This window comes from Mucilaginibacter rigui, assembly GCF_014773275.1.
Taxonomy (GTDB): Bacteria; Bacteroidota; Bacteroidia; order Sphingobacteriales; family Sphingobacteriaceae; genus Mucilaginibacter; species Mucilaginibacter rigui_A.
This window is the reverse complement of sequence record NZ_JACWMW010000001.1, coordinates 387,754-410,110: the sequence shown is the minus strand read 5'-3', so window position 1 is coordinate 410,110 and position 22,357 is coordinate 387,754. Positions and strand designations below refer to the sequence as shown.

Genomic DNA, 22,357 nt, shown 5'->3' with positions numbered 1-22,357 from the left:
CTGCTAAGAAAGCCTTTTCTCAAAACAAACAAACTTTAATCCCGGCCTAAACTCCAATGTAATTTCGCCTTTTAAACTATAACCAAGTTTTGGAAAAAGTTGTTGGGTAGCGTGGTTTTGTGTATTGGTATCAATGCGCAAGATGCCTATACCACGATCAATAGCTACCACTTCAGCCTGCTGCAGCAGATCGGCAGCCAAGCCCCTACCCCTAAAATGTGGGCTCACCGCAAGCCTGTGCGTTACAATAGCGGTTTCATTAACATCCAGTCCAACCTGCGCATACTCCGGATACTGTTCAGTTGTGATAGCAGTTACACCGGCAATTTGGCCGTCAAGCTCGGCCACCCAAAGTTGCCCGGCTTTTATATCTTCTTCAAAAACCTGTGGGTTGGGGTAAGTATCGTCCCATTGTAAATTACCTGCTGCACGCATTATGGGTACAACATCGGCTATTACCTGCATAATTGCGGGGATATCTGTTAAAGTGGCAAGGCGTACGCTCATTCTGTAAAGTCAAAATTAAAAAAATCGAAAAGCACGGGAGTCTCAAATCCCATAGATTAAATCACACCTAAATTAATGGTTATGCTTTTTATGAATATCCTTCACCAGGCACAGCTTTTTTATTTCATCAATACGGATAGGAAATGGTGCATATTTTAAACGGCCCGCAACCATTTCTGTTACATTATCAGAGTGGGCTATCACCTCTTCGGGGTTATCACTGGCCAGCAGGCGCTTGTACATGCGGTAATCGCCCCATTCAATATAATACACCTCACCCGGAAGTATTTTTTTATCACTGATTATCTTAAGGGCTACCCAGCAACCGTTCTCAAGGTAAGGGTACATCGAATGGCCCCAAACCGGCAGGGCAAAATCACACTCCTCAATCCCCGGAAAATTCATGCGCCCAACCGACTGCGAATCGTTTATGTCATTATAAACCTCTACGCCTGATGCGGTAGCGATGATATCATACATAGGGATACCCTCTTCGCGATGGGCGGTAACAGGTTTATCTGCATTCTTTTTGGTACTTCCCAAATACTCGCTGTACTTATCTTTAAAGATCTTAAGTTTCTCCGGGTCGATATTTTGGCGGCTTTTAATAATCTCGGTAATAGAACTTGCCGAATTAAAGTTCAACGCCTCAGCTAACTCGCTATTATTATTAAAGGCACGCCCGCGCAACTGATTATACAGGATAATGAACTCCAGTGTTTCAGGGCGTACTGTTTTTATTTTATTCGGTTTTGACAGGTCATCCATAGCAATAAAAATAATTACAGATATTTCTTTATTTTATTAAAGATATTTCTTTATATTTGTTCATTCGATAATTGCTAATTTAAAACTAATAATCAACAATCAAAACACAATGCGTACAGAATTTAAAGAAAGTACTTTATTGCTTCAGGACTCGGGGCAAGTTTATTCAATGCCTTTTTTACCAAACTATTAAATACAATAAACCAAAAAACATGTATATAGCCTACTCTGCACTACGCACCAAACCCAAAAAAGGTAAGCCCGATTTATTAAGTAAAGAATTAACCCAGCGCTACCAGGGCTACCAAAATGCATGCACTAAATACAAGGCCGAGATTGCCGAAATACAAAAGTATATACCCGGATGGTTGCCGCCTTTTGAATTAAAAGCATAATGCTAAAATCCCCCCCTCTGCTAATTCCATAATCAAACTAAAAACAACACCATGATAAAGATTGCACAAAAATTAAAAAACCAGCTGTGGTGGCTTATCATCACCGTAGATTACAATTACAGCCGCATCAGCATTGCCGACCATGACATGACCGATGACACCCTAACCCTTTGGCTGGAGGATAAACATGATTTTAAAAACTCACTGGATGAATGCCTGCAGTTGGATATTTCGCTTAAGAATTTCGCGAAAGTGATTAAGGCCGAAAACCTAAACAGCTACGAGGGACAGCGATTACACCCAAACAAACAGTTTGTTTACAAAACCCGCGTACAGATCAACGAAGCTATTACCTGGTATAAACAGGATGCAACCCTTGTAGAGCAACAATGGGCGCGAGAAGCGATGTTACGGACCATTTTAACCCAATTAGTGGAAATAGACGTTGCTGTTGACAAAAACTGGTAGCCATTATGCCATTCAGCATTTTTAACATATTATTATAAAAGTATATGTCACCTGTAAGAGGTTATTTGTTCCACACAACCGCATAGAAGATTGAGTGAGGTTGCTTGTATATTATTTAGATTTAACCAACTCTTCTTTATTAACTTCTATCAACTCTTCCACTTCGCTTACTGCTTCTGCAGGTGCAGTAGCGTAGTTGAGCTTTCGGAATCGCCATATAGCAAATGCTGGTTCCTGGAAACGATTTATGAGTTTAAAAAATTTGGGGAAGTTGTGTACTTCATTAAGCAGTACGCCGGTAACGATGCCATTATTGTCAAGGATCTCGCGGATGGTATATTCTTTATCCTTCGTTATCCATATCTCAAAATCGCGTCTTATCTCCTCGTTCTTATCAGGATCAATCTTATCGTTAACACATATCACTTTATCGCCAGGCCTCATAGTAAGTCAAAATTAAAAATTCAAAAGTAAAAAACCTCATTTATTCAACATTAAACCAACCGGCTTAACATAATGTTCTTTTGACTTTTGACTTTTGACTTTTGACTTTTGACTTTTGACTTTTGACTTTTGACTTTTGATTTTTGACTTTTGACTTTTGACTTTTGACTTAATTCCCTGCCGGCATGGATACAAAAAAGGCTGTACCCGCACCGGGAGCGCTTTCAACCCAAATACGGCCGCCCTGCAATTCGGTAAACTCTTTACAAAGCAACAAGCCAAGGCCAACCCCTTTTTCGTTATCTGTGCCAAAAGTTGATTGGGCTTGCAATGAGAACAACTCATTTTGTTTGTCAGAACTCATACCAATACCGTTATCACGGATAATCAACCAGCATTCGCTTCCTATTTGTTTAGCCTTAAAGGATATTTGCCCGCCTGTGCTAGTAAACTTTATAGCATTACTGATCAGGTTTCGTATCACCAGTTGCAGCATATCGCTATCAGCAACAATTTTTATACCCCAGTCAAGTTCAGTGATTAGTGCGATATCTTTTTTTAGGGCAATTGCTTTCTCTAATTCAATTGTATTAAACAAGGCATCGCGCAAGTTAACATAACTAAGTTTAACATTTACGCCATCCATCTGCGCTTTCGACCATACAAGCAGCTTGCCAAGCATATCAATGGTACGGCGGGTAACTTTTAACAGATCGCCCTCCACCATACGGCGTTCAGCAGTATCCAACTCATATTCGGTCACAAGTTCAAGATAATTCTGGATATTACTCAAAGGCGAACGCAGATCATGTGCTATGATAGACATCAGTTTATTTTTTTCTGAATTTATGCGCTCCAGATCGTGATTTTGTTTGGTAATATGGCGATTCTGTAGTTCTATAGCATTAGCTTTTTCAGAAGCAGATCGTTTTTCATGATCATAATTACGCTTCAGATAGGTAATGGTATAATACAACACAATAACTACCACCACATAAGCAGATGACAGGTCCCAGTAACGGCTTTCGCGACTAATGTAACTATTGGATATCCACCCGGGGCGGAAATACTCCACCAGGTGCATGCCAATAATGATAGACAGGTTTACAGCTATCCACATTTTTTGCTGATTTTTGGGCACTACGCAAAGCACTAGCAAAATAGACAAGCCCATTAACAAATCGGTTGGGCCATAGGTACCCGAGTTATAAACAAAATTTATGGCAAAAAGCAGGTTACCAATAATAGTAAAAATGGTTATACTAGATTTTACCTTACGATGATAGCGCGACCGATAGTAAAGGAATAAGAAAATTATAAGCGTTATCAGGCTAAGCAGGGCAATATATGGTAAGCCAATAAGGTAGTTGAAGGGAACATTATAGGCAAGCGCCAGGCTGGCTATAAGGCAAAGAGCATGGAATATCCTGAATTCAAGAGGGAACTCCGCAGTTGAGCCTGTAAGCCTTATCCAAAGCCTGTTTATGTTAACAAATAGGCGCAAATTATTGATCAGTTAGGGTTATACAAGATTACAAATAAAAATTTACAGGGCGAGCCTTAGCTAACAAAAACTTTCTTAAAAAAATAAAGATTTTCTCTGATTGTAATAAGCATAAAAAAAGCCCCGCATTGCGGAGCTGATCTTATTTCAAAGAAAAAATATTATGGGGCTTAATTGCGGCTAAAACCGCCTCTGCCGCCACCACTGTTAAAACCAGGACCTTTATCCTCGGCTATATTAACTGTTATGCGTTTGCCATAATAGCTTTGGCCGTTCATGCAACGGATGGCTTCTTTAGCTTCTGCTTCATTAACCATCTCCACAAAACCAAAGCCCCTGCTCTCTTTTGTTTCACGATCTTTAACGATCCTGAGGGACTTAACAGGCCCAAAATCACCAAAAACCGCATTTAATTCGGCCTCACTTACTTCTAACGGAAGGCCTCCAATAAATACTTTCATTAATCTCCTTTTGTTTTTCTGTAAAGATACGAAAAATAGGCCGATTTTCACAGCGTTGCGGCCAAATGGCAGGCATGTAAGGTGTTTTTTACAATGTGGTGTCAATACAACACTGGCGTGATATTACTGCTTTTTAAGCTTCAGTTCAAAGATACCTTCTACCCTGTAAAGCGATGAATTAGGGTCGTCATCTTTTGAAAGAAAGGTAAAGAAATTACCTTTTGCAAGCATATCATTTTGGCGGTACTGCACCAGGTTTATCTTCCCGGCATCACCGGGTTCGGCGTATTGTGTAAGTGTGTATTGCCTGGTGTGCATTACATCGGCCATCATTAATAACTGGCCGCCTGCTACGGGCCTCGTTAAGCTATCTGCCGCTGCCCCTTTTGAGCTTACGCCAAAACTCATCGTATGTTCTTTATTAATTGCGGTAATACCAAAATAGCGGTTATCGCCGGCACTCATGTTCACAAATGCTACCGAGTCTTTAGCGGCATCAAAGGTGTAGGTTGTATCCTTCATTTTAATAGTAAGGGTACCTTCTGTTGCCAGGAAGTTATCAGGAGAGGTTGCGCTTAAAGCGCTATCTGCATTCAGGGCTATTTTTTTCTGATCTACCGCCTGCTCACCGGTATCTTTTTGGCACGACACTACAAGCACCGAAAGGAGCAGGACAAGTGAAACATACCAATTAGTAAACCGTTTTGAATGCATAGGTAAATGGATGCTATAAAAATAGATAAAAAATATTGCGTTTATGCCTTGTGTGTACTTTAAACACAATTATTTAACATTTTTTAACTATATTATCTAAACGTATTAAAAAGCGCAAAGGTTTGCCTGGTTTATTAAAAAACTAACATTTATTTTAGTAAGTATTAAACGCTCTGTGAGTTAATTTAATGCGCCTTTAAAATATTTCGCCAACGGTTACAAAAACGCCTTTTGAACCCTGGTTACCCATACCATAATCAATAGCAATATTGGTTTTAGATACTTTGTTTAATTTTATCCGTAAACCGGCACCATACCCGGGCTGCACTTTCTGCAGGGGCGAACCCGGTGCTGCCGAAAACGATTCGGCATTGAAGAATGCAACACCACCCAGCAATCCATTTTTAGTTATATGGTAACGGTATTCACTCTCCAGATATACCATTTGTGCACCTCTAAACCTACCCTGTATGTATCCCCTGCCCGTTCCGTTATACTGGTCCCAGGTGTTGGCGGGTAGGTCGAGATACGGCGGCTTGCCATTAAGTACAACCCAATTGTAGCTCCAAAAGGCTATCACGTTATGGGAAGACGCCGGAAACCTGTAATACTTACGTACATCAATGATCAAAGAGCTCCATGCCGACGTGCTGCCCAAAAAAGTTTTGTTATTACGGTATTGCACAGCCCCATAAAACCCTCTTGTTGGGTTAATGGAATTATCGCGCATATCTACAAGAGCATTCAGAGTGACCCCTGATGAAACGGTACTTGTTTCGGGGCCATAAAGAGTATAGTCTGACACGCTGCCGTCGGCATTACCTGTTTCGGTTATGTTAAAGTGGTTATCATAAATAAACCCCGCACCGCCATACAGGTTACCCGTAATACGGGTAAGTATAGTTTCGTGAAAGCGAAACAGCGTGTAATCCATCGGGTTTTCATTGGCCGACCGGGAATTACTGCCTAAGCCAAACGTGCTTTGAGGGTACTTGTAATATTTAAAATCGCCTATAAAATTGAATTGGTTACCCGCCGTCCAGATGTTTGACTGCAGGGGAATGATGATCTGCTTGTTTTGCGTATATGCCGCGTTTGACGATATGGTTGAAATACGCGAATTATCTGAAACGCGGAAGGCGATATTTCCCGAAAGGGTTACCGCCAGTTTTGTTTGCAATGTATAGCCAACGGCAGGCAAAACAGAGAACACCGGCTTTGAACCTATTACAGTAATGGCTTTATTATCAACAGTACCCTTTTTATTAAATACAGATCGGATGACATCATACAGATCCTTTTGCGCGGAAGTATCCTGCTGTGCAACTACCAGCGTATCATTCATACGGCGCCGGGTTAGCGGCACGGTACTCTTATCCTGTGCTTGTATCAGTAATGGTAAAAGAAGGATCGCTATCAGCAGTAGGGTTAATTTCATTGCCGGGTACAAGGTTTTAATGCTGAAGTAAGCACTGTAAAGATATATTTTTTGTAAACGATAGACTACCACTTTAGGCCATGTGTTACAATTCTAATTATATTATAACAAATAAAGAAAATTCTGTAAATAGTTTGCTTGTGTAAAGAATTAATTGTATATTTGTATATAATTTATGCCGTTCGGCATATTTAACATTAAACGCAAACTTTATGAAACAACTAAAAACAATCAAAGCTTACAGGGCGCGTATCAAAAAATATTTTACCTCCCTGCAGGGAGTATATCATATGGAGAAAGTACCGGTAAAAGGCTCTAAAGAGCCTACCGGTATGATAGACCATAAGGTGTGCGACCGCGAACCTGAACCACCTACCCTATCCGGATTGGCATTAGCCCTGAATTTTACCAGCATAACCGAAATGGAAGCTTACGAGCGCGAAGGTAAATTTGCACCTGTAGTTAAAAAAGCCAGGTTAAGGGTTGAAACGGAGTATGAAAAAAAGCTACACTTCCAGTCGTCTACAGGGGCTATATTTTTTTTGAAAAACCTGGGCTGGAATGAAAAAACCGAAGATCTTTTACAGGATATACCCAAAACTATAAAAATAGAAATTGTTGACCCGGGCACTAAACTGGCAGGCACCGAGAAAGAAGTTGACCTTTAATCCTTCTGCCCCTTATCTAAAACTTATGCATCCAAAAACTACTGTCTTATTCAAAAACAACTACAAATCTACCGGCCATGTGGTTATTAACCAGGGCGGCACCAGTTCGGGTAAAACTTATGCCATTGAGCAGGTATTGTTTTGCCTGGCTGCCGAAAACGAAAAACAGGTGATCACTGTTGTTGGCCAGGACATCCCGAACTTAAAATCGGGCGCATTGCGCGATGCACAGGCCATACACAGCGAATCGGACATACTGAAACGCCTTGTTAAGAATTTTAACCATACCGACCGCATCTTTCAATTCAAAAACGGTAGCATTATTGAGTTCAAAAGCTACGCGAACGCACAGGACGCAAAATCAGGTAAGCGAGATTACCTTTTTATAAACGAAGCCAACGGCATTGAGTGGGATGTTTATACAGAACTTGCCCTGCGCACCAAAAAACGCATATTTATCGACTATAACCCAAACAACGGGTTTTGGGTGCATGATAAGCTGATAGGTAAACCGGGGGTACAACTTTTTATATCCGACCATCGGCACAACCCCTTTGTTGATGACGCGATGCGTGAAAAAATAGAAGGGTTAAAAACGGAAGACCTGGAACTGTGGAAGGTGTACGCCCGTGGCATTACCGGCAAAATAACCGGGCTGGTGTTTGATAACTGGCACATCTGCGAATATATACCGGAGGATGCTAAACTGATAGCGGCCGGGCTCGATTTTGGGTTTACCAACGACGAGACCGGTTGCCTGCAGGTTTATAAACAAAACGGTGAGCTTTGGGTGGATGAACTGATCTATGAAACACGCCTGACCAATACCGATTTGGCACGCAGATTAGCCGGTTGCGGCATTAGCAAAGCAACAGAAATAATTGCCGATAGCGCCGAACCAAAATCGATAGAAGAGCTTAAACGCCTGGGCTGGTTGGTTACCGGCGCTAAAAAAGGTGCCGACAGCATTAAAAACTCGATAGATATACTAAAACGCTACAAACTAAACGTAACCCGCAACAGCATAAACCTGCGTAAGGAATTAGGCCGGTATAAATGGCAAACCGACAAAAGCGGCAATGCTATTAACCAACCCGTTGATACTTATAACCACCTGATAGATCCGTTACGTTATGTAGCGTTAAATAAGTTAAACACAAAAGGTGGCAATGGTGTAAAAAGCAGGTTACCACAAGCTTCCCGGCTACAGTATGACGATGTACTTACACAGATGATAGGGCTTTCTTAAAGCAATACTGCAATCAACAAAACTGGTGCGATCCCAATAAAAATATGATAGAAAAAACACTTAAAACCACCCATGGCAAGCTGCGGGTAAAGATCCCCTCGCAATTAAATGAAGTTACACTGGGGCAGATGATGGCCTTACAGGATAACACAAACCTTGGCGACCTGGATGCCATCAGTATCCTGTCGGGCGTGCCTGTCCCCGATCTTCAATCAGTGCTTGATGCGAGCGATTTTATGCAATTTGCGGATGCAGTGCTGTCCTTGTCGCACCAAATAAAGTACCTGTATAACAGCGATGAGATCCCAAAAACAATCACCGTTGAAATTGACGGAAAGCAGATCAAAATAAATGTTATCCGCAACCTCTCGATAGAACCTGCGGGTGCATTTATGGCTGCCCGTGATGTGATTGCCGATGAAATAGCCGACCATATTAAAATATATGGCGAAGAAAACTGGCAGGACTACTTTAACCCTTCGCTTGCCGCGTGCTGCAAGGTGCTTGCCTATTACTTTTACAGCCATGTAACCGGCAACAGGTATGATGAATATGCCGCCGCTGCTTTTACCGAAACCATTAAACAACTCAGGGTAACGGAGGCACTGCCCATAGCCAAACATTTTTTTATGAGCTATCCCAACTTATCGAAACCGAGAACAGGCTTCTGGCATCGGCTGCAAACGCTTTGGAAAAGCGTGCGGGCATCCAGGCATTCGAAAAGTTTAAATATATCAACACCGTAAACTCATTGGCCGGCGGCGATATCACCAAATGGACCGACATCCTGGCCATGCCATACGAGCGCATCCTCACCAAACTGTTGCTCAACAAAACCGAAGCCGAGTACCAAAAAAGGTATAGCGAAATGATGCAACAGTAGGCAGTTTGCTAAAAGCATCGTCATGCCGGGCTACCTGTCCTGTGTTAATCTACTCACCCCGGCTACGCTACGCTGGCCGACCCTCTCTGCTTCGCATAGAGGGTAAGGAAATAACCCTCTTTCCGCGCAGCGAAGAGAGGATGGTAAAGCGTAGCAATGACCAGGTAAGTAAATTGCGAATTGACATACCTTCTCATTATTGTCTGCCTGAGCCTGCTGAAGACCTGAACGCTATGCTTATCAACTAATGGTTATACAGGCTCAACATGAAATTAACTAATCACAAATCAACCAATCACTATTATACCAACCATGCGTAACCAAATAGAAGCCATAACACAAACCCTAAGCGCTACCCCGTCGTTTTTATACGGCACCGAAAAAGAACTGAACGCACTGGCAGATGACACCGTTTTTCCCTGCGTTTTTATGTACCCCATGCAGCCCATTGTGGTATCGCCGCAGGTAAACGGGTCGGTAGATAATGTATTTACCTTGTACCTGGAGTTTTTATATAAAACAGAATTTGGCCAGTTCACTGCCGAAAACGAAACCTACGTGCAACAGGCCCTGCGCATGGCAAACGAGTTTATAGTAAAAGCCGCCAAATACCGCGATGGCGAAGGCCGTTACTTCCGCATTAAGGCCGGCGAGAAAGCCAAATGCCTGCCTGTGTACAACAAGTTTGATGTAAATACCACGGGGGTTGGCCTCACTATAACCCTTAACACTATGTATTACGATGTATATTAAGTTACCCATTCATTTATCAATCAATTTTAAACCACTAACAAAATGAATTTAACAGCACGTATAGAAGTTGTTCATTTGCCGGCCACCACTACAGATGCCAATGGGAGCATGTATATGCATGCAAAAGTATATGTAGCCATTGTTAATGCCTTAACCGGTTTACCCGCCAACGGCAATAACTGTATTGTAACCTATACCATTAACGATAGTATAAACGGCATTACTACCCAAACAGTAACCGTCCCCGGTATGCAGTCGCTTATTTATACCGGCGAAATTGGGCACGTTATTTTTAACAGCAGCCACCGGGTAGTATCATCCACCAGCAAAAACTTCAACTTTATAGCGCTTACCGGCGGAGATGGTGAAGACCTGCCGCCGCCACAGCAGGCGGGTGATATTGAGATAGTAAGTATTACTATCGACAGCCCCGAAACCGCCCCCGGCGCACATAACGGGCAAATTACCGTTAATGCCACAGCTACTTATCTCCCGCTTGCTTACAAACTTGATGGCACATTAACACAAGCATCAAATATTTTTACCGGGCTTGCAGGCGGCAGCCATACGGTTATGGTGATAGATGCCAACGGCCAAAGCATCAGCCAAACCGTATTTATTCCAACAGTTAATAACCTGTTACAGGCAGATCCATCGGTTACCTTGCCGGGCGGCAACACATCCCGCTGGAACGCGGCGTTTAACCCGATTGTTTTTACTTACCAACGCCGCGATTTTAATGTTACCGGTTTGCAGTTAAACACACTTGATGGTAAAACCCGGGTATTGGTAAATACCGATGTATCATCGGTTACCCCGGGCGACCATATCTACATAGAAACCGATACCTGTACGGGTACTTTTAAGGTAACTGATAAGTATAGTGCCGGGGCGTTTGTTATTGATACACCCTTTACCACAAGCAGCACAGGTTTTATTAATATTAACCGCTTAAGGCCATATTATAAAGTGCTTACCCGTATTACATTTTATGATAAAATTACCGGCAGGGAAAGCACCATTACCTCAAAAAACCGCCCCAATAATAAGGGAGTAACCCGGGCCGATATTTCAAACTTTTTACAAAGCCTTTTGCGCGCTAAAGATGAAAGCGATTACACCCAAACAAACTACCGTGATGACAACCTGAGTGCCAGCTACCAAATTGCCTACGCCGAAGAATGGGACGGGCATACCCCATTGTTCAACACCATTGAACATCCATACTACGTGGTTTATGCTGCCAAACAACTTGGCGAACGCTATGCCGGCAACCTTGCTGCATACGTACCCTTTGCCAGCGTACCTCCCGGTGGCGATAAAGCCAAATGGATAAGCGATTTTGCCGAACCAGCCTACAGTAATGGCTACCCCTTTGATATCAGCTTTATCTATAGTGATGAACTGGTTGGCCGCCAATTATATGCCGATTTTACGTTATTGGATATTAACCGTAACCCACTACCCGGCGGGCCGCAAACCAGCTACCTGTTAAATGATGATGGCTCATGGTTGTTAAACCAGGATGGCAGCAAAATGATAATTGCCAGGCAAAGCCAGGCGGTAGTACCGGTGCCCGGGCAATTGGGGCTAAACAGGCTGCTTATTGAAGGGCCTTTTGCTGATGATGTGTATTATGTTAATGTAACGCTGAAATACGATGATGAAAACGATATTACCCACGCGGTTACCCAAACCCAAACCATACGGGTGGATGACGCGGTAGACGCCCAATCATTATACCTGCGCTGGATTGGTTTAAACGGCAGCTGGAACTACTACCGTTTTGTTTACAACCAGGAAGTGAGCCTTGATGTGCAGAATGCTGTTATCATAAAAAACTACGTAAGCGACTGGGAACACCAGGACAGTATTGAAGAAGTTATAAGCAAAACTGCCGGGCAAAAGGTAAAAGTAATGGCCGAAGACCTTTCCGTTACGGATATAAAAGGCCTTCAGTCCATAAAATATTCACCAAAGGTGCAAATGCTGGTGGGTAAAAACCCGGTTAAATGGCAAACCATCGTTATCAATACCGCAACCTACAGCGAGTACGAAACCCGTAATGGGCAGGCGCCATTCAGCGTAACATTTAATATGCCGGGTATTAATATCCAGGTGCAATAGAGATGGTTACCTGTTAATAGATTATTTATTTTTCCTTTACAAGAGAAATATGGCGTTCAAACCGATCATATGGTTTGCCATTATAGTTTTCTTTAGTGTAAACATATATTTGATCGGTAAATTCCAATTCGCTACCGGCAAAATTGGTAATAAGCGACATAAAGCTTCGCTCGCTTACCAACGTGTGCCCATTATGATAAAAAACACTTGAAAAATGAATCTTGGAGTCGGTAACATCATATTTAAACTCCCTAATGGTTTTCCCTTCTAAAGTCATGCTTCCTGTGCCATCACTATTAAAAATCATATGATCCACATAACCACCTGTAGACTGGTTAGAGAGTGTTGCGACTATTTGAACCCCGTTAATAAAATCGGTACTTAAAGAAGTAAGTTTCCAGTTCCCTGATATATCAAAGGTTTTGGGGGTTGTTTTAGCTTCTTTTTTGCAAGAAGAAAGGCCAATAGTTGCAATTAATAATAACAAGTAAATTTTTCTCATACGCTGATTTTTTTCGCGAAGATAATAAAACACAAGCCAAATGAACCAACTACAACTATATATAAACGACGAACTTGTTGACCTGGCCGACGACAGTCCCGTAGCCCTCACCTTCCAGATAAACAACCTGGCCGAAGTGAAAAACCAGCAGGGCAATACCAGCAACCAGTTTAAGCTACCCCTAACCCAGCGCAACCGGCAGATATTGGGTTTCCCGGACGAGGTGGCATTTACTACCGCACTGCCTTATGATAACTACCAGGCCAAACTGATACAGGATGGGCTGGAGATAGTGCCATCAGGTTTAGCCGTTTTAAAAAGCGTTGATGATGATACCGCCGCCATAACCGTACTGAGCGGCAACGTTGATTTTTTCGACGCCCTGGATGTAAAGATCTATGACATGGGCGATAGCACTACAGACACCGGTAAACAAAAGGTTTTTGAACCCTATATGCACACCTGGAATGTGAATAGCGTTGCAGCATCGCAAACACATACGGAAGGCTGGATCTGGCCGGTGGTTGATTATGGTTTAATCCCTGCCGATTTTGTGAACAACCCGCAGATTGATGTACGCTACATGCGGCCCGGTTTTTTCCTGAAAACAGCTATTGATATGTTTGTTGCCCAAGCAGGTTACAAGGTTGATCCCGATTCATTTTTACTGAAGCAGCCCATGTACGAGAAACTGATCGTGCAGTTTGCCGGCGATAGCTTTGAGCATGGTACCGATTATCAAAAGTCGCCGGATGAGCAGGGGGTATTGGCTACCCTGGGCCGTAACTTCCAGGTCTCCCATCCCGATGCCAAAAACCCAACTGGTATCATTCCCTTTATAAACGTGGTGAATAATAAGAATGGTAACTACAACCCGTCTACAGGTATATATACTGCCACATCCGTAGTAAAAGTTAATATATCCTTAAAAATACCAACCTTTTATTTTCACGGGCATATATCCAGTAGCTATGGCTCGGAGGTGGATATCATCCTGAGGTTTCATGACCCTGTGAATGGCGACTATAATTTCCCACCCGCAACATTTAACCTTATCGATGCCACTCTTGATCCCTTTAACGGCTTCCCCCGCCCCTTCGGTTATAAAAACTATTCCGACCCCACAACCATATCTGCCGAAGCCGATATGGCCCCGGGATGCCAGCTAATGGTGATGTATGAGTTTAGAAACTACAGCGGTTCTGATTTCAGCATGCGGGCGGATACCGAGCTAACCATCACCGCCGATAACCATGATGTATTATATGGCCAGCAAGTGCAGTGCGAGCGCATCTTCCCGGATATCACCCAAAAAGATTTACTTAAAGATACCCTGCAGCGTTTCGGCATCATCTGCCAAACTGATAATACCACGCGCATGGTTACCTTCTCGTCTTTCAGGGATATTGTAGAGAACATCCCCCGGGCGCTTAACTGGACGGGCAAATGCCTGGACCAGGGTAAAACCGTAACCTTCCAACTGGGCAATTACGCGCAGGTAAATAATTTACTTTACAAAGAGGACGAGGGCATTTTTCCGCAAAAATTTGGCAACGCCCAAATAAAAATAGCCGACAAAACCCTGACCCTCAGTGCCGACTTGTTTGAGAGCCAGTTTGCCGCCACCCTTAACCGCCCCTACCTAAATGGCAGCATAGCGCAGATATTAAAGGTAGATACCAAGGACGACCCCGAAAACATCGACTTTAATACAAGCACCCAGCCCCGTTTACTCATCAATGAGCAGTACGACCTGAAACAGTTCAGCAAACAAATAACCTTTACCGATGGCACAGTATCAAAGGCATATAATGATGTAATATCGGTACCCTATTTTTATAAAACCGGCGGCGAACACAACCTGCAATGGGAAGACCTGCGCCTGCAGTACTACCCCGAACTGGAAAAAATACTGCAGCAAACCAAAAAGGTTGAGCGCTATTTTATGCTGAGCCCACGCGACATACTCGAACTCGACCTGCTCATCCCAATTTACCTGGAGCAGGACGGCGCCTACTACTACATCAATAAAATTGACAGCTGGCGCAAAGGCCAGCCGGTAAAGATTGAGCTGGTGAAACTGGGGTAGTGGCAGAGAGTCAGGACGGTTAGAATCAAGAGTCAAGACTTTGCAGCCGGGGAATCAGCAACAATGCGCTGGGCTTATCCTGATTTCTGACTCTTATATCTTGATTCTACATAAAAAAGAGAGTCAGGACTTTTAGAAGCAAGAGTCGAGACCTTACATTCGGGAAATCAGTAACAATGCCTTGAGCTTATCTTGATTCCTGACTCTTACACCTTGATTCTCCTAAGAAAACAACCCGTGGGTTATTTCTTCAATAGCATCATCAGCGTAAAAAAATATGGTGAACATGCCTTGCGATTGGGTAATACGCAGTATATCCTCGCGCTTAATATGGTTCTCGTTAATAAAACGGGTAAGGCGCTCGTGGGCGCTAAAGTAGTCGGATTTTAAAACGATCATGGTGTTTATAATTTTAGATAAGATTATAAACAAAGTAGAATTGTTACAGTGAATCTACCTACTGGTTGAAGTTTGCAACTTAGACCTAAATTGTGCAAGAACAATTCTTGCACAATTTCAGGTCTAATTCTGCTCTTGCTTTTGATTTATTAAAACCATATTTTATATTTACCAATAAAATTAGCAAAACTTAAAATACGGCAGAAGGAAATAATCCTAAAGCTGAGGTAAAGCTTAATGGTTAGTTTATACCATGCTTATCAATTAATGATTGGCAATTAGCAAAAATTGTTTTTTAAACATCTCAGCGTTTTTAGGCTTAATATCACAATCGAAGTTACCTGTAGTGGTCTCAACTCTTAAAAACACCAAATTACCAGTAGTTAATTTCGATATATCTTCAGCAGTAATATCATACAGTCCATATGAACTTCCTACAACAGCAACACTACTGCCCGAAATATTATAATCATTATTAGAGCAAGTAAGCGTCACTATTGAATTATCAGCTAACTTAAAAGATGCTTTGCTGCCGGCAACCATGGTAGGATAATTTTTTTGATTCGTAGTTTGAATATTCAAAATTAAAGATTTTGAACCTTTGTACGATCTAACCCAACATACTACGCCTTCACCTTGTCCTGTTAAATAGTTGCCATGTAAATAAAGTTTTTCTTTTGAAGTAGACCATACAGTATCACCGTTAAGCTTATCTATACTTGGTTTAAGAAGTTTTTGTGCTGATACTACAAAAGGCAATAGCATAATAATAAGTAGTAGTGTTTTTTTCATAAGGTTATTAATGGTTGTTTAATTGAATTTTTGTAAACATACAAAGTTAATAATAGCCATACAATGATTAAAAAAATAAACTAATTCTGTTGCTGTCGGTTTATCCTTCATTTCGTCACTATCGATATTGTTACCAACAACCTTAGCATGGTAAACGCATGCACTGTTTATATGAATGGTGACTAAGGCACCAAATCAACAAGGGCAAACGGATATTTAAATCTTATTTTGTTTCTGTCTTTGATTTACAAAAACCAATTTTTATATTTACCAATAAAATTAGCAAAACCTATGTTATCACATAAAAAAAGAAATATCTTTATCATTATTGGAATATCCATTGCTTCATTGATTAGCATAGGCATCTATAACGAAGAATCGCTTAAAACTTATTACAACGATTTTAAATATGAGCGGTTTAAACAGGGAGACAAAATTTACGCATATAAATACTTTGTGGATGATATAAGTCATTCAAAAATAGAATTATATCGTTTGGTAAAGTCAAATTCATCTTCGGATATGAAAATAATAATAACCAACCAAGCTTTTATGAGCGACAGCATGTTTAAATATAAATCGTCTTTTATGGGTACTATGATAAAAAAGAAATTTGTTCCGCTATCTGATAAAGGGGTAAGCTATATAAAAAAGTTTTATGCTATAAGTCCCAATTTAAAAGTACTGCATATTTTTCCGGAAATAAAATTCGACTTACCTACTGGCTACAGTTATATAGATACAAATTACTATATCCCTTTTGCTGTTGCATCTGCTAAAGAAGAAAATACTTTTTAACAATGTTTTACAAATTCCGACAATTTTTTTTATCAACAATTATGCCAATTGGCATTAATTACATTTAATCCAAAACAGCTAATTTAATCGAGCAGTTTTCACAATACAGTATTTATTTTACCGTGTAGTAAAAAAGTTCCAAGTTTCCAACGCTGTTGTAAATAATTTTCAAAACGTCGCTTTGGTTAATATTATTATCATTTATAAAGTCACAAAGACTTTCCTGCATCGACCATCCGCCAAAGGTTTTATACTTAAGTTTTTTCATAGTTAAAAATTGGAATTTTTACAGTTAACCATGTCAAACAGAATTGACAAGGCCTATCTATTTAACAAACAATATACAATTATATGTCAAACAATTCATACCAATCTCCTTTTGACGATGAGTCGTCGGAGCGGCTGTCATTTATCTGAAAGCCCTGAACGAACTACGAGTATCTATAACCGACCTGGGTAAGCCCCCTACTGGTCGAAGTTTGTAACTTCGTCCTAAAATTGGGCAAGAATTCTTCTTGCGATAATATTTAAACCTTATTCTGTATCTGCATTTGATTTATTAAATCCATTTTTTATATTTACCAATAAAATTAGCAAGCCTTATGACCTCTTCTAAAAAATATATCTTATTAGCTATTGCGGTTATTATTGTCGCGTTAGCTGGTATTGGTTTTTATAATCGCGAATTAATAAAAGTGTATTATACTGATACTAAAGAGCGACCTTTTAAAAGCGGTGATAAAGTTTACGCAATTAAAGCTTTTTCTATCATGAACGATTCGACGGAATTTCTTTTTTTCAGACTAATTAAATCTAAAACTACATCAGAACGACAAATAATTTATAACGGCACTTATATAACCGTAAAAACTTTTAATAAGAACCATTCAACCGGTTTAGGCAGTTTTATAGAACGCGAATTCTTTTGGGGGACTGGAGAATTAAATGGGAAGACCACAAATGTAATAGCGCAACTATATGCAGTTATTCCTGATAAAAACTTGATAGAACACAGCCCTACAAAAGACACAATGCCCGCCGGTTTTGAATATGCCAATGATATGCAATATGTTGCCGCGTATACCACATCTACTAAAAATCAATTCAAAAAATTTTAATAATAACACTTAAAATAAAGTTTATAATCCTACTGGTCGAAGTTTACAACTTCGTCCTAAAATTGGGCAAGAATTCTTCTTGCGATAATATTTAAACCTTATTCTGTTTATGCCTTTGATTTATTAAGACCAATTTTTATATTTACCAATAAAATTAGCAAAAACCTAAAATGAAGAAAATATTATCATTATTACTTATCATACTTGTTAAAACAGCATTTTGCCAAACGGAACAATTAAAATCTCGTTCACCCAGAGAAACCATTGGCGAAACATATTTTGTATTTGCTGCTCCGAATGCTAAAATCTATGGCAGCCTTACTGATGAAAAAGACGAATTTATAAAAGTAAACGATCACAAAAATCTAAAACTTAAGTTAATGAAAATTGATGAAACTAACGGTACGCAGATAGCTCATTTTATAGATTCGGCAGGCAATAAATATAATCGAGGTTTGTTTGAAGGATGCTTCCCGTACATGGTGCCACAAAAGGACTTTGAAGAGGCTCGAAAAATATATTCAGGGAAAACTGTTTGGATAAACCCAAGTATTGTGCCTGCAACAGCAGGTGATGCAAGAATTGAAGAAACTAAGGTAGAGCGTTTTAAAAAATACACAGTTACAACAGTTTCATTGTATAAAAATAATGATGAACCTATTAAACTCACTTTAACGCCAGAGAGCGGCCCGGCATTAACTATTGCTGCAAGCTTAACCGGCACTAATGTAAGTTACATGGAAAAGGCATGGCTATTACCCAAACTTCTTTTTTTGCAAGACCCTAAAACTCTTTACAACTTTACGCCACAAACCTGGGCCAATATAAAAAAAGACTACCTGGTACCAGGCATGGATAAAGATGCTGTAAGGCTAATTTTGGGTAACCCGGAATCGATAAATAACTCCAGTAACACAGGCAAGTACGCAACTGATCAATGGGTTTACCCATACGAATACGTTTACTTTGAAGGCGGCAAATACAAATCAAGAAATTCTAAAAATTAGCCTGAGGCTAATTTTTTAACTAAATTATGCCAATCGGCACTTAAAACATAATTATATTTTTATGGCAGATAATATCAGCAAAAATGTTTTAACTGATTTTCAGGATAAAACAGAACAATTAAAAACTTCGGTAGCGCAGCTATCCCAATATCTCGAGGAGCTTGAAAAGAAACAAGTGGAGATGGGTAATGGCGTAGCCAAGTATAGTGACGAGTTCAAAAAAGGGGCTATCAGTATTAACGAAACCCAAAAAGCCTTAAAAGGCTTTAATGCTCAAGTAACAGAGAACAATAAAACTCTGTTAAGTGCCAAAGGGTCGATGCAACAAAACAAAGATTTGTTAGCAGATTTAGAGAAACGATATGAAAACCTGTCGCGTTCTGAAGGGGATAATGCAAAGCAGGTAAAAGAACTTAACATTCAGATAGGGCATTTATCTGCCACTATCGAAAAACAGGAAGATAAAGTTGAGAAAAGCAGGGAAGTTTTTAATTACCATGAAAAATCTGTAAAAGCTCTTGAAAATGCTTTTGATAAAGTAAAGGATAGTTTAAGCAAAGAGAATGACTCGTTCGGGGCAACGCTTGGCGAAGTTACCGAGGGTTTTAACGCCATGAAAACTGGGGTTGCCGCCGTAAAAACCGGTTTGCAAAGTATTGATGGCGCCATTAAAGCTACAGGCTTTGGCTTACTTATGTTAGTTCTTAAATCGCTTGTTGAATACTTTACCAATACAACCGAAGGTACAAAAAAGCTGCACGGTGCAATGGCAGTTATTGGTAAAGTTGTAGAAGTAGTTAACGCCGCGTTTGGTAAACTGGGTGGCATTATAGTTGATGCCCTTAGCCACCCAATGGATAGCCTTAAAAAAATAGGGGACTTTTTAAAAGAAAACCTTATAAACAGGTTTAAAGCTATCGGTGTTATTTTAGATGGCATCATTCACCTTGATTTTAAAAAAGTAGGTGATGGCCTTATTCAAAGTGTAACAGGGGTAACAAACGCTACTGATAAAATAAAAACGGCCTATAATAAAACTAAAGATGCTATTGTTGCCGGCGGTAAGGCTATAGTAGAAACCTATAAAAAAGGTGCTGAAGAAGGCGGCAAAGCTGCAAAAAGCCAGGAACAGTTGGGTAAGGAGAAAGAAGAGCGTTTGGCGCAGCAACAACGTAAGCGGGAAGAACGCCAACGGAAAGAAGCCGAGGCTACCGAACGTGCAAAACAAAAGCGCGCTGCCGATTTAAAAGACATGCAGGCTAACGACCAGGTTTTAAACGATTTGGAAGCCCAAACCCAGGCACGCAATGCACAGAAAGTACTAACCGAATACGAAAGTGATGTAAAAGTTATAAAAGATTTTTATGCTGAAAAATTAGAGGCATACGAGAAATTTATTAAGGCTTACGAAAAGCAGGCCGCTAAAGATCCCGAGTATAAAAAACTTAATGCGCATGGTTATGATAAGGCACAGAAAGCTGTAGCATCTCTTAAAACCAATGAAAATAAGGAACTGGAAACTCTATCTGATAATTTCCAGCAAAACGAATTGAATAAATTAACCGCATACAATAACAAGCTAAACGACATAACCGTAAACGCAAAAAAAACCGTCAGGGAACTGGCCATAGCACAGGTTGATGAAAAATATAAAGCTGAAGAAGAGGCAATAAAAAAGGCCTTGAAGGAAAGTATTGGCCGCCAATATAAATTGGAAAACACTAACGCTAATGACCTAAAAATGCAAGAAAAAATAGCACAGGAAACTGCTATACAAACCGCTGCCCAAAGCGCGTCTTTTGCTTTAGATAAACAGAAAACGGCAGAGAAAGATGATATTAATAGCGATTTTAATGCTAAGGATCTGCAGGAAAATATAAACGGTAATGAACAAAACGGCCATATTTTTAAGGCATTAGCGCAACAGCAACAACTGCTCGAAATGGAGCACAAAGTCGCAGTTGCAGCCGCCGAAAAGCGCGGAAAAGACACCACTTTAATTGATGAAAGCTATGCCAAAAAGAAAGCCGAGCTTGAAGACAAACTGGTTAGCTCAAAAATACACGCCGGCGATAAATACATTGATGCCGTATTAAAAAACAGCAAAAAAGATTCGGCTATTTACAAGGCGGCTTTTCTGGCCAAAAAAGCTACCGCAATTGCCGATACCATAGTAAGCACCAAACGTGCCGTAATAGATTCACTTAAGGCATATAGCGGCATACCGTTTATTGGGCAGGCGCTGGGTATAGCGCAAGCTGCATTTATGGCTGCACAAGGCGCAGCATCCATTGCCGAAATTGCCAAACAAAAGCCAGGCTTTGCTTCGGGTGGCCGTTTCGTGTCCGATGGTCGTGGGGCATTGCTGCCCGGTTACAGCCGTACCGACAATACCAACGCCTACCTGCGTAGCGGCGAAGCGGTGGTAGTATCCGAAGCGATGCGCAACCCATGGGCGCGTAACCTGGTCAGCGCCATCAACGTGGCCCACGGCGGCCGCGATTTCTCGATGCCCAACACCAGCAGGGGTTATGCCATAGGTGGTATATTTACCGATGGCGGCAACGCCAACCGCTATTACAATCAGCCCGTTAATGATGCTAAGGAACTGGCCAACACCCTGGCCTACCAAATGATCAACAACTTCCCCCCTATTTATGTGGATGTGAAGGATGTTAACAATCAGCAGAACATTTTAGCCCAAACGGTTAACAGGGTGAACCTTTAGTAACCCCCTACCCCCTTGAAGGGGGAACCGAATTTTAATAAACAAATAAACTTAACCTATAAAAGCATCCCCTTTAGGGGACGGGAGGGGCAAATGAACATTCAAACAGCAAACACACTTTTCGACGAGGGAATCTTCTCGGCTATGTACAAGGCCGGTTTCATCACCACCAAAGTATTCACCTATCGCGAGATCTACTTGTGGGTGAACGCCCAGGTACAAACCCGCGGCATCAGCAAAAACCAGGCGGTATTAGAAGCCGAAGTAAAATTTGAAAAAGACGAACGCACCATCTGGCGCGCTATGAATTGTTTTTCGGAGTAATGAGGTGCGGGAGATTGTGATGTGGGTGCGAAGAAAATATCCTACTGACAAAACAGTGTCACCACTTCATTTAATAATAGTCCCGATATTTGTATAGTTCGGTTTGTATTACGTTTCCAACTCATGTCAGTCTGAGCCTGTCGAAAACCTAACAAAGCGGCTAATGGTTCGACAAGCTCATCATGACAAATAACCTTGACGACCGTGATAACGGAAAAAAG

General features: G+C 41.0%; 25 protein-coding genes. 14 read left to right on the top strand and 11 right to left on the bottom strand.

All coding sequences use genetic code 11. The features are described 5' to 3' along the window. Positions 1-3 precede the first annotated feature (3 nt). Positions 4-507, bottom strand: coding sequence for a GNAT family N-acetyltransferase (locus IDJ75_RS01875; RefSeq protein ID WP_191173918.1), 504 nt, complete (start codon positions 505-507; stop codon positions 4-6). 72 nt (positions 508-579) lie between these two features. Next, the gene (locus IDJ75_RS01870; RefSeq protein ID WP_191173917.1) at positions 580-1,275 is read right to left on the bottom strand and encodes a S24 family peptidase; all 696 of its coding nucleotides are present in this window, start codon (positions 1,273-1,275) and stop codon (positions 580-582) included. Between the two features lie 212 nt (positions 1,276-1,487). Here IDJ75_RS01870 and IDJ75_RS01865 point away from each other — a divergent pair, with 212 nt between their 5' ends. Then, a complete protein-coding gene (locus IDJ75_RS01865) occupies positions 1,488-1,670 on the top strand; it encodes a hypothetical protein (protein ID WP_191173916.1) in 183 nt (60 codons plus the stop codon). Between the two features lie 51 nt (positions 1,671-1,721). Next, positions 1,722-2,138 (top strand): hypothetical protein, encoded by a 417-nt coding sequence (locus IDJ75_RS01860; protein WP_191173915.1) that lies wholly within the window; start codon positions 1,722-1,724, stop codon positions 2,136-2,138. 111 nt (positions 2,139-2,249) lie between these two features. On the opposite strand, the gene IDJ75_RS01855 is transcribed toward IDJ75_RS01860, so the two are convergent. From IDJ75_RS01855 to IDJ75_RS01835, 5 genes are all read right to left on the bottom strand, one after another. Beyond that, complete coding sequence (locus tag IDJ75_RS01855; protein WP_191173914.1) at positions 2,250-2,582, bottom strand: hypothetical protein; 333 nt, start codon at positions 2,580-2,582, stop codon at positions 2,250-2,252. Positions 2,583-2,751: 169 nt separating this feature from the next. Next, positions 2,752-4,086, bottom strand: a complete 1,335-nt coding sequence (locus IDJ75_RS01850) for an ATP-binding protein (RefSeq protein WP_191173913.1) — start codon at positions 4,084-4,086, stop codon at positions 2,752-2,754. Positions 4,087-4,256: 170 nt separating this feature from the next. Continuing rightward, positions 4,257-4,547 carry an RNA recognition motif domain-containing protein gene (locus IDJ75_RS01845; protein WP_191173912.1) on the bottom strand — a complete coding sequence of 97 codons (291 nt, stop codon included), beginning with the start codon at positions 4,545-4,547 and terminating at the stop codon, positions 4,257-4,259. Between the two features lie 123 nt (positions 4,548-4,670). Next, a complete protein-coding gene (locus IDJ75_RS01840; RefSeq protein ID WP_191173911.1) occupies positions 4,671-5,261 on the bottom strand; it encodes a hypothetical protein in 591 nt (196 codons plus the stop codon). Between the two features lie 196 nt (positions 5,262-5,457). After that, complete coding sequence (locus IDJ75_RS01835) at positions 5,458-6,699, bottom strand: BamA/TamA family outer membrane protein (RefSeq protein WP_191173910.1); 1,242 nt, start codon at positions 6,697-6,699, stop codon at positions 5,458-5,460. A gap of 212 nt (positions 6,700-6,911) precedes the next feature. On the opposite strand from IDJ75_RS01835, the gene IDJ75_RS01830 reads away from it, so the two are divergent. From IDJ75_RS01830 to IDJ75_RS01810, 6 genes are all read left to right on the top strand, one after another. Next, entirely contained in the window at positions 6,912-7,367 is a 456-nt protein-coding gene (locus tag IDJ75_RS01830; RefSeq protein WP_191173909.1) for a terminase small subunit, read from the top strand. Between the two features lie 25 nt (positions 7,368-7,392). Beyond that, positions 7,393-8,616, top strand: coding sequence for a PBSX family phage terminase large subunit (locus IDJ75_RS01825; RefSeq protein WP_191173908.1), 1,224 nt, complete (start codon positions 7,393-7,395; stop codon positions 8,614-8,616). 44 nt (positions 8,617-8,660) lie between these two features. Next, complete coding sequence (locus IDJ75_RS01820; RefSeq protein ID WP_191173907.1) at positions 8,661-9,362, top strand: hypothetical protein; 702 nt, start codon at positions 8,661-8,663, stop codon at positions 9,360-9,362. A 5-nt stretch (positions 9,363-9,367) separates the two neighbouring features. Then, positions 9,368-9,499 (top strand): hypothetical protein, encoded by a 132-nt coding sequence (locus tag IDJ75_RS21270; RefSeq protein ID WP_262892084.1) that lies wholly within the window; start codon positions 9,368-9,370, stop codon positions 9,497-9,499. A 312-nt stretch (positions 9,500-9,811) separates the two neighbouring features. Continuing rightward, complete coding sequence (locus IDJ75_RS01815) at positions 9,812-10,252, top strand: hypothetical protein (RefSeq protein ID WP_191173906.1); 441 nt, start codon at positions 9,812-9,814, stop codon at positions 10,250-10,252. A gap of 42 nt (positions 10,253-10,294) precedes the next feature. After that, a complete protein-coding gene (locus IDJ75_RS01810) occupies positions 10,295-12,379 on the top strand; it encodes a hypothetical protein (protein WP_191173905.1) in 2,085 nt (694 codons plus the stop codon). Between the two features lie 25 nt (positions 12,380-12,404). On the opposite strand, the gene IDJ75_RS01805 is transcribed toward IDJ75_RS01810, so the two are convergent. After that, entirely contained in the window at positions 12,405-12,881 is a 477-nt protein-coding gene (locus tag IDJ75_RS01805; RefSeq protein WP_191173904.1) for a hypothetical protein, read from the bottom strand. A gap of 40 nt (positions 12,882-12,921) precedes the next feature. Here IDJ75_RS01805 and IDJ75_RS01800 point away from each other — a divergent pair, with 40 nt between their 5' ends. Then, positions 12,922-14,970 carry a hypothetical protein gene (locus tag IDJ75_RS01800; RefSeq protein ID WP_191173903.1) on the top strand — a complete coding sequence of 683 codons (2,049 nt, stop codon included), beginning with the start codon at positions 12,922-12,924 and terminating at the stop codon, positions 14,968-14,970. A gap of 222 nt (positions 14,971-15,192) precedes the next feature. On the opposite strand, the gene IDJ75_RS01795 is transcribed toward IDJ75_RS01800, so the two are convergent. After that, positions 15,193-15,369 (bottom strand): hypothetical protein, encoded by a 177-nt coding sequence (locus tag IDJ75_RS01795; RefSeq protein WP_191173902.1) that lies wholly within the window; start codon positions 15,367-15,369, stop codon positions 15,193-15,195. A 264-nt stretch (positions 15,370-15,633) separates the two neighbouring features. After that, positions 15,634-16,161: a hypothetical protein gene (locus IDJ75_RS01790; protein ID WP_191173901.1), complete on the bottom strand. Its 528-nt coding sequence runs from the start codon at positions 16,159-16,161 to the stop codon at positions 15,634-15,636. 291 nt (positions 16,162-16,452) lie between these two features. On the opposite strand from IDJ75_RS01790, the gene IDJ75_RS01785 reads away from it, so the two are divergent. Continuing rightward, positions 16,453-16,959, top strand: coding sequence for a hypothetical protein (locus tag IDJ75_RS01785; protein ID WP_191173900.1), 507 nt, complete (start codon positions 16,453-16,455; stop codon positions 16,957-16,959). Between the two features lie 112 nt (positions 16,960-17,071). On the opposite strand, the gene IDJ75_RS01780 is transcribed toward IDJ75_RS01785, so the two are convergent. Further along, complete coding sequence (locus tag IDJ75_RS01780; RefSeq protein ID WP_191173899.1) at positions 17,072-17,227, bottom strand: hypothetical protein; 156 nt, start codon at positions 17,225-17,227, stop codon at positions 17,072-17,074. Positions 17,228-17,561: 334 nt separating this feature from the next. On the opposite strand from IDJ75_RS01780, the gene IDJ75_RS01775 reads away from it, so the two are divergent. The 4 genes from IDJ75_RS01775 (at position 17,562) to IDJ75_RS01760 (ending at position 22,136) form a co-directional block, all read left to right on the top strand. Next, entirely contained in the window at positions 17,562-18,077 is a 516-nt protein-coding gene (locus tag IDJ75_RS01775) for a hypothetical protein (protein ID WP_191173898.1), read from the top strand. A gap of 170 nt (positions 18,078-18,247) precedes the next feature. Continuing rightward, complete coding sequence (locus tag IDJ75_RS01770) at positions 18,248-19,084, top strand: hypothetical protein (protein ID WP_191173897.1); 837 nt, start codon at positions 18,248-18,250, stop codon at positions 19,082-19,084. 61 nt (positions 19,085-19,145) lie between these two features. Then, a complete protein-coding gene (locus IDJ75_RS01765) occupies positions 19,146-21,812 on the top strand; it encodes a coiled-coil domain-containing protein (protein ID WP_191173896.1) in 2,667 nt (888 codons plus the stop codon). A gap of 93 nt (positions 21,813-21,905) precedes the next feature. Further along, the gene (locus IDJ75_RS01760; protein WP_191173895.1) at positions 21,906-22,136 is read left to right on the top strand and encodes a hypothetical protein; all 231 of its coding nucleotides are present in this window, start codon (positions 21,906-21,908) and stop codon (positions 22,134-22,136) included. The last annotated feature ends 221 nt before the right edge of the window (positions 22,137-22,357 follow it).

Bases quoted from the DNA above. Each gene is read 5' to 3' on its own strand.
- IDJ75_RS01815 (WP_191173906.1), top strand. From the start codon at position 9,812: ATGCGTAACCAAATAGAAGCCATAACACAAACCCTAAGCGCTACCCCG.
- IDJ75_RS01770 (WP_191173897.1), top strand. From the start codon at position 18,248: ATGAAGAAAATATTATCATTATTACTTATCATACTTGTTAAAACAGCA.
- IDJ75_RS01790 (WP_191173901.1), bottom strand. From the start codon at position 16,161: ATGAAAAAAACACTACTACTTATTATTATGCTATTGCCTTTTGTAGTA.
- IDJ75_RS01870 (WP_191173917.1), bottom strand. From the start codon at position 1,275: ATGGATGACCTGTCAAAACCGAATAAAATAAAAACAGTACGCCCTGAA.
- IDJ75_RS01855 (WP_191173914.1), bottom strand. From the start codon at position 2,582: ATGAGGCCTGGCGATAAAGTGATATGTGTTAACGATAAGATTGATCCT.
- IDJ75_RS01795 (WP_191173902.1), bottom strand. From the start codon at position 15,369: ATGATCGTTTTAAAATCCGACTACTTTAGCGCCCACGAGCGCCTTACC.
- IDJ75_RS01810 (WP_191173905.1), top strand. From the start codon at position 10,295: ATGAATTTAACAGCACGTATAGAAGTTGTTCATTTGCCGGCCACCACT.
- IDJ75_RS01835 (WP_191173910.1), bottom strand. From the start codon at position 6,699: ATGAAATTAACCCTACTGCTGATAGCGATCCTTCTTTTACCATTACTG.
- IDJ75_RS01760 (WP_191173895.1), top strand. From the start codon at position 21,906: ATGAACATTCAAACAGCAAACACACTTTTCGACGAGGGAATCTTCTCG.
- IDJ75_RS01840 (WP_191173911.1), bottom strand. From the start codon at position 5,261: ATGCATTCAAAACGGTTTACTAATTGGTATGTTTCACTTGTCCTGCTC.
- IDJ75_RS01875 (WP_191173918.1), bottom strand. From the start codon at position 507: ATGAGCGTACGCCTTGCCACTTTAACAGATATCCCCGCAATTATGCAG.
- IDJ75_RS01865 (WP_191173916.1), top strand. From the start codon at position 1,488: ATGTATATAGCCTACTCTGCACTACGCACCAAACCCAAAAAAGGTAAG.
- IDJ75_RS01830 (WP_191173909.1), top strand. From the start codon at position 6,912: ATGAAACAACTAAAAACAATCAAAGCTTACAGGGCGCGTATCAAAAAA.
- IDJ75_RS01785 (WP_191173900.1), top strand. From the start codon at position 16,453: ATGTTATCACATAAAAAAAGAAATATCTTTATCATTATTGGAATATCC.
- IDJ75_RS01860 (WP_191173915.1), top strand. From the start codon at position 1,722: ATGATAAAGATTGCACAAAAATTAAAAAACCAGCTGTGGTGGCTTATC.
- IDJ75_RS01805 (WP_191173904.1), bottom strand. From the start codon at position 12,881: ATGAGAAAAATTTACTTGTTATTATTAATTGCAACTATTGGCCTTTCT.
- IDJ75_RS01775 (WP_191173898.1), top strand. From the start codon at position 17,562: ATGACCTCTTCTAAAAAATATATCTTATTAGCTATTGCGGTTATTATT.
- IDJ75_RS01825 (WP_191173908.1), top strand. From the start codon at position 7,393: ATGCATCCAAAAACTACTGTCTTATTCAAAAACAACTACAAATCTACC.
- IDJ75_RS01845 (WP_191173912.1), bottom strand. From the start codon at position 4,547: ATGAAAGTATTTATTGGAGGCCTTCCGTTAGAAGTAAGTGAGGCCGAA.
- IDJ75_RS01800 (WP_191173903.1), top strand. From the start codon at position 12,922: ATGAACCAACTACAACTATATATAAACGACGAACTTGTTGACCTGGCC.
- IDJ75_RS01780 (WP_191173899.1), bottom strand. From the start codon at position 17,227: ATGAAAAAACTTAAGTATAAAACCTTTGGCGGATGGTCGATGCAGGAA.
- IDJ75_RS01765 (WP_191173896.1), top strand. From the start codon at position 19,146: ATGGCAGATAATATCAGCAAAAATGTTTTAACTGATTTTCAGGATAAA.
- IDJ75_RS01820 (WP_191173907.1), top strand. From the start codon at position 8,661: ATGATAGAAAAAACACTTAAAACCACCCATGGCAAGCTGCGGGTAAAG.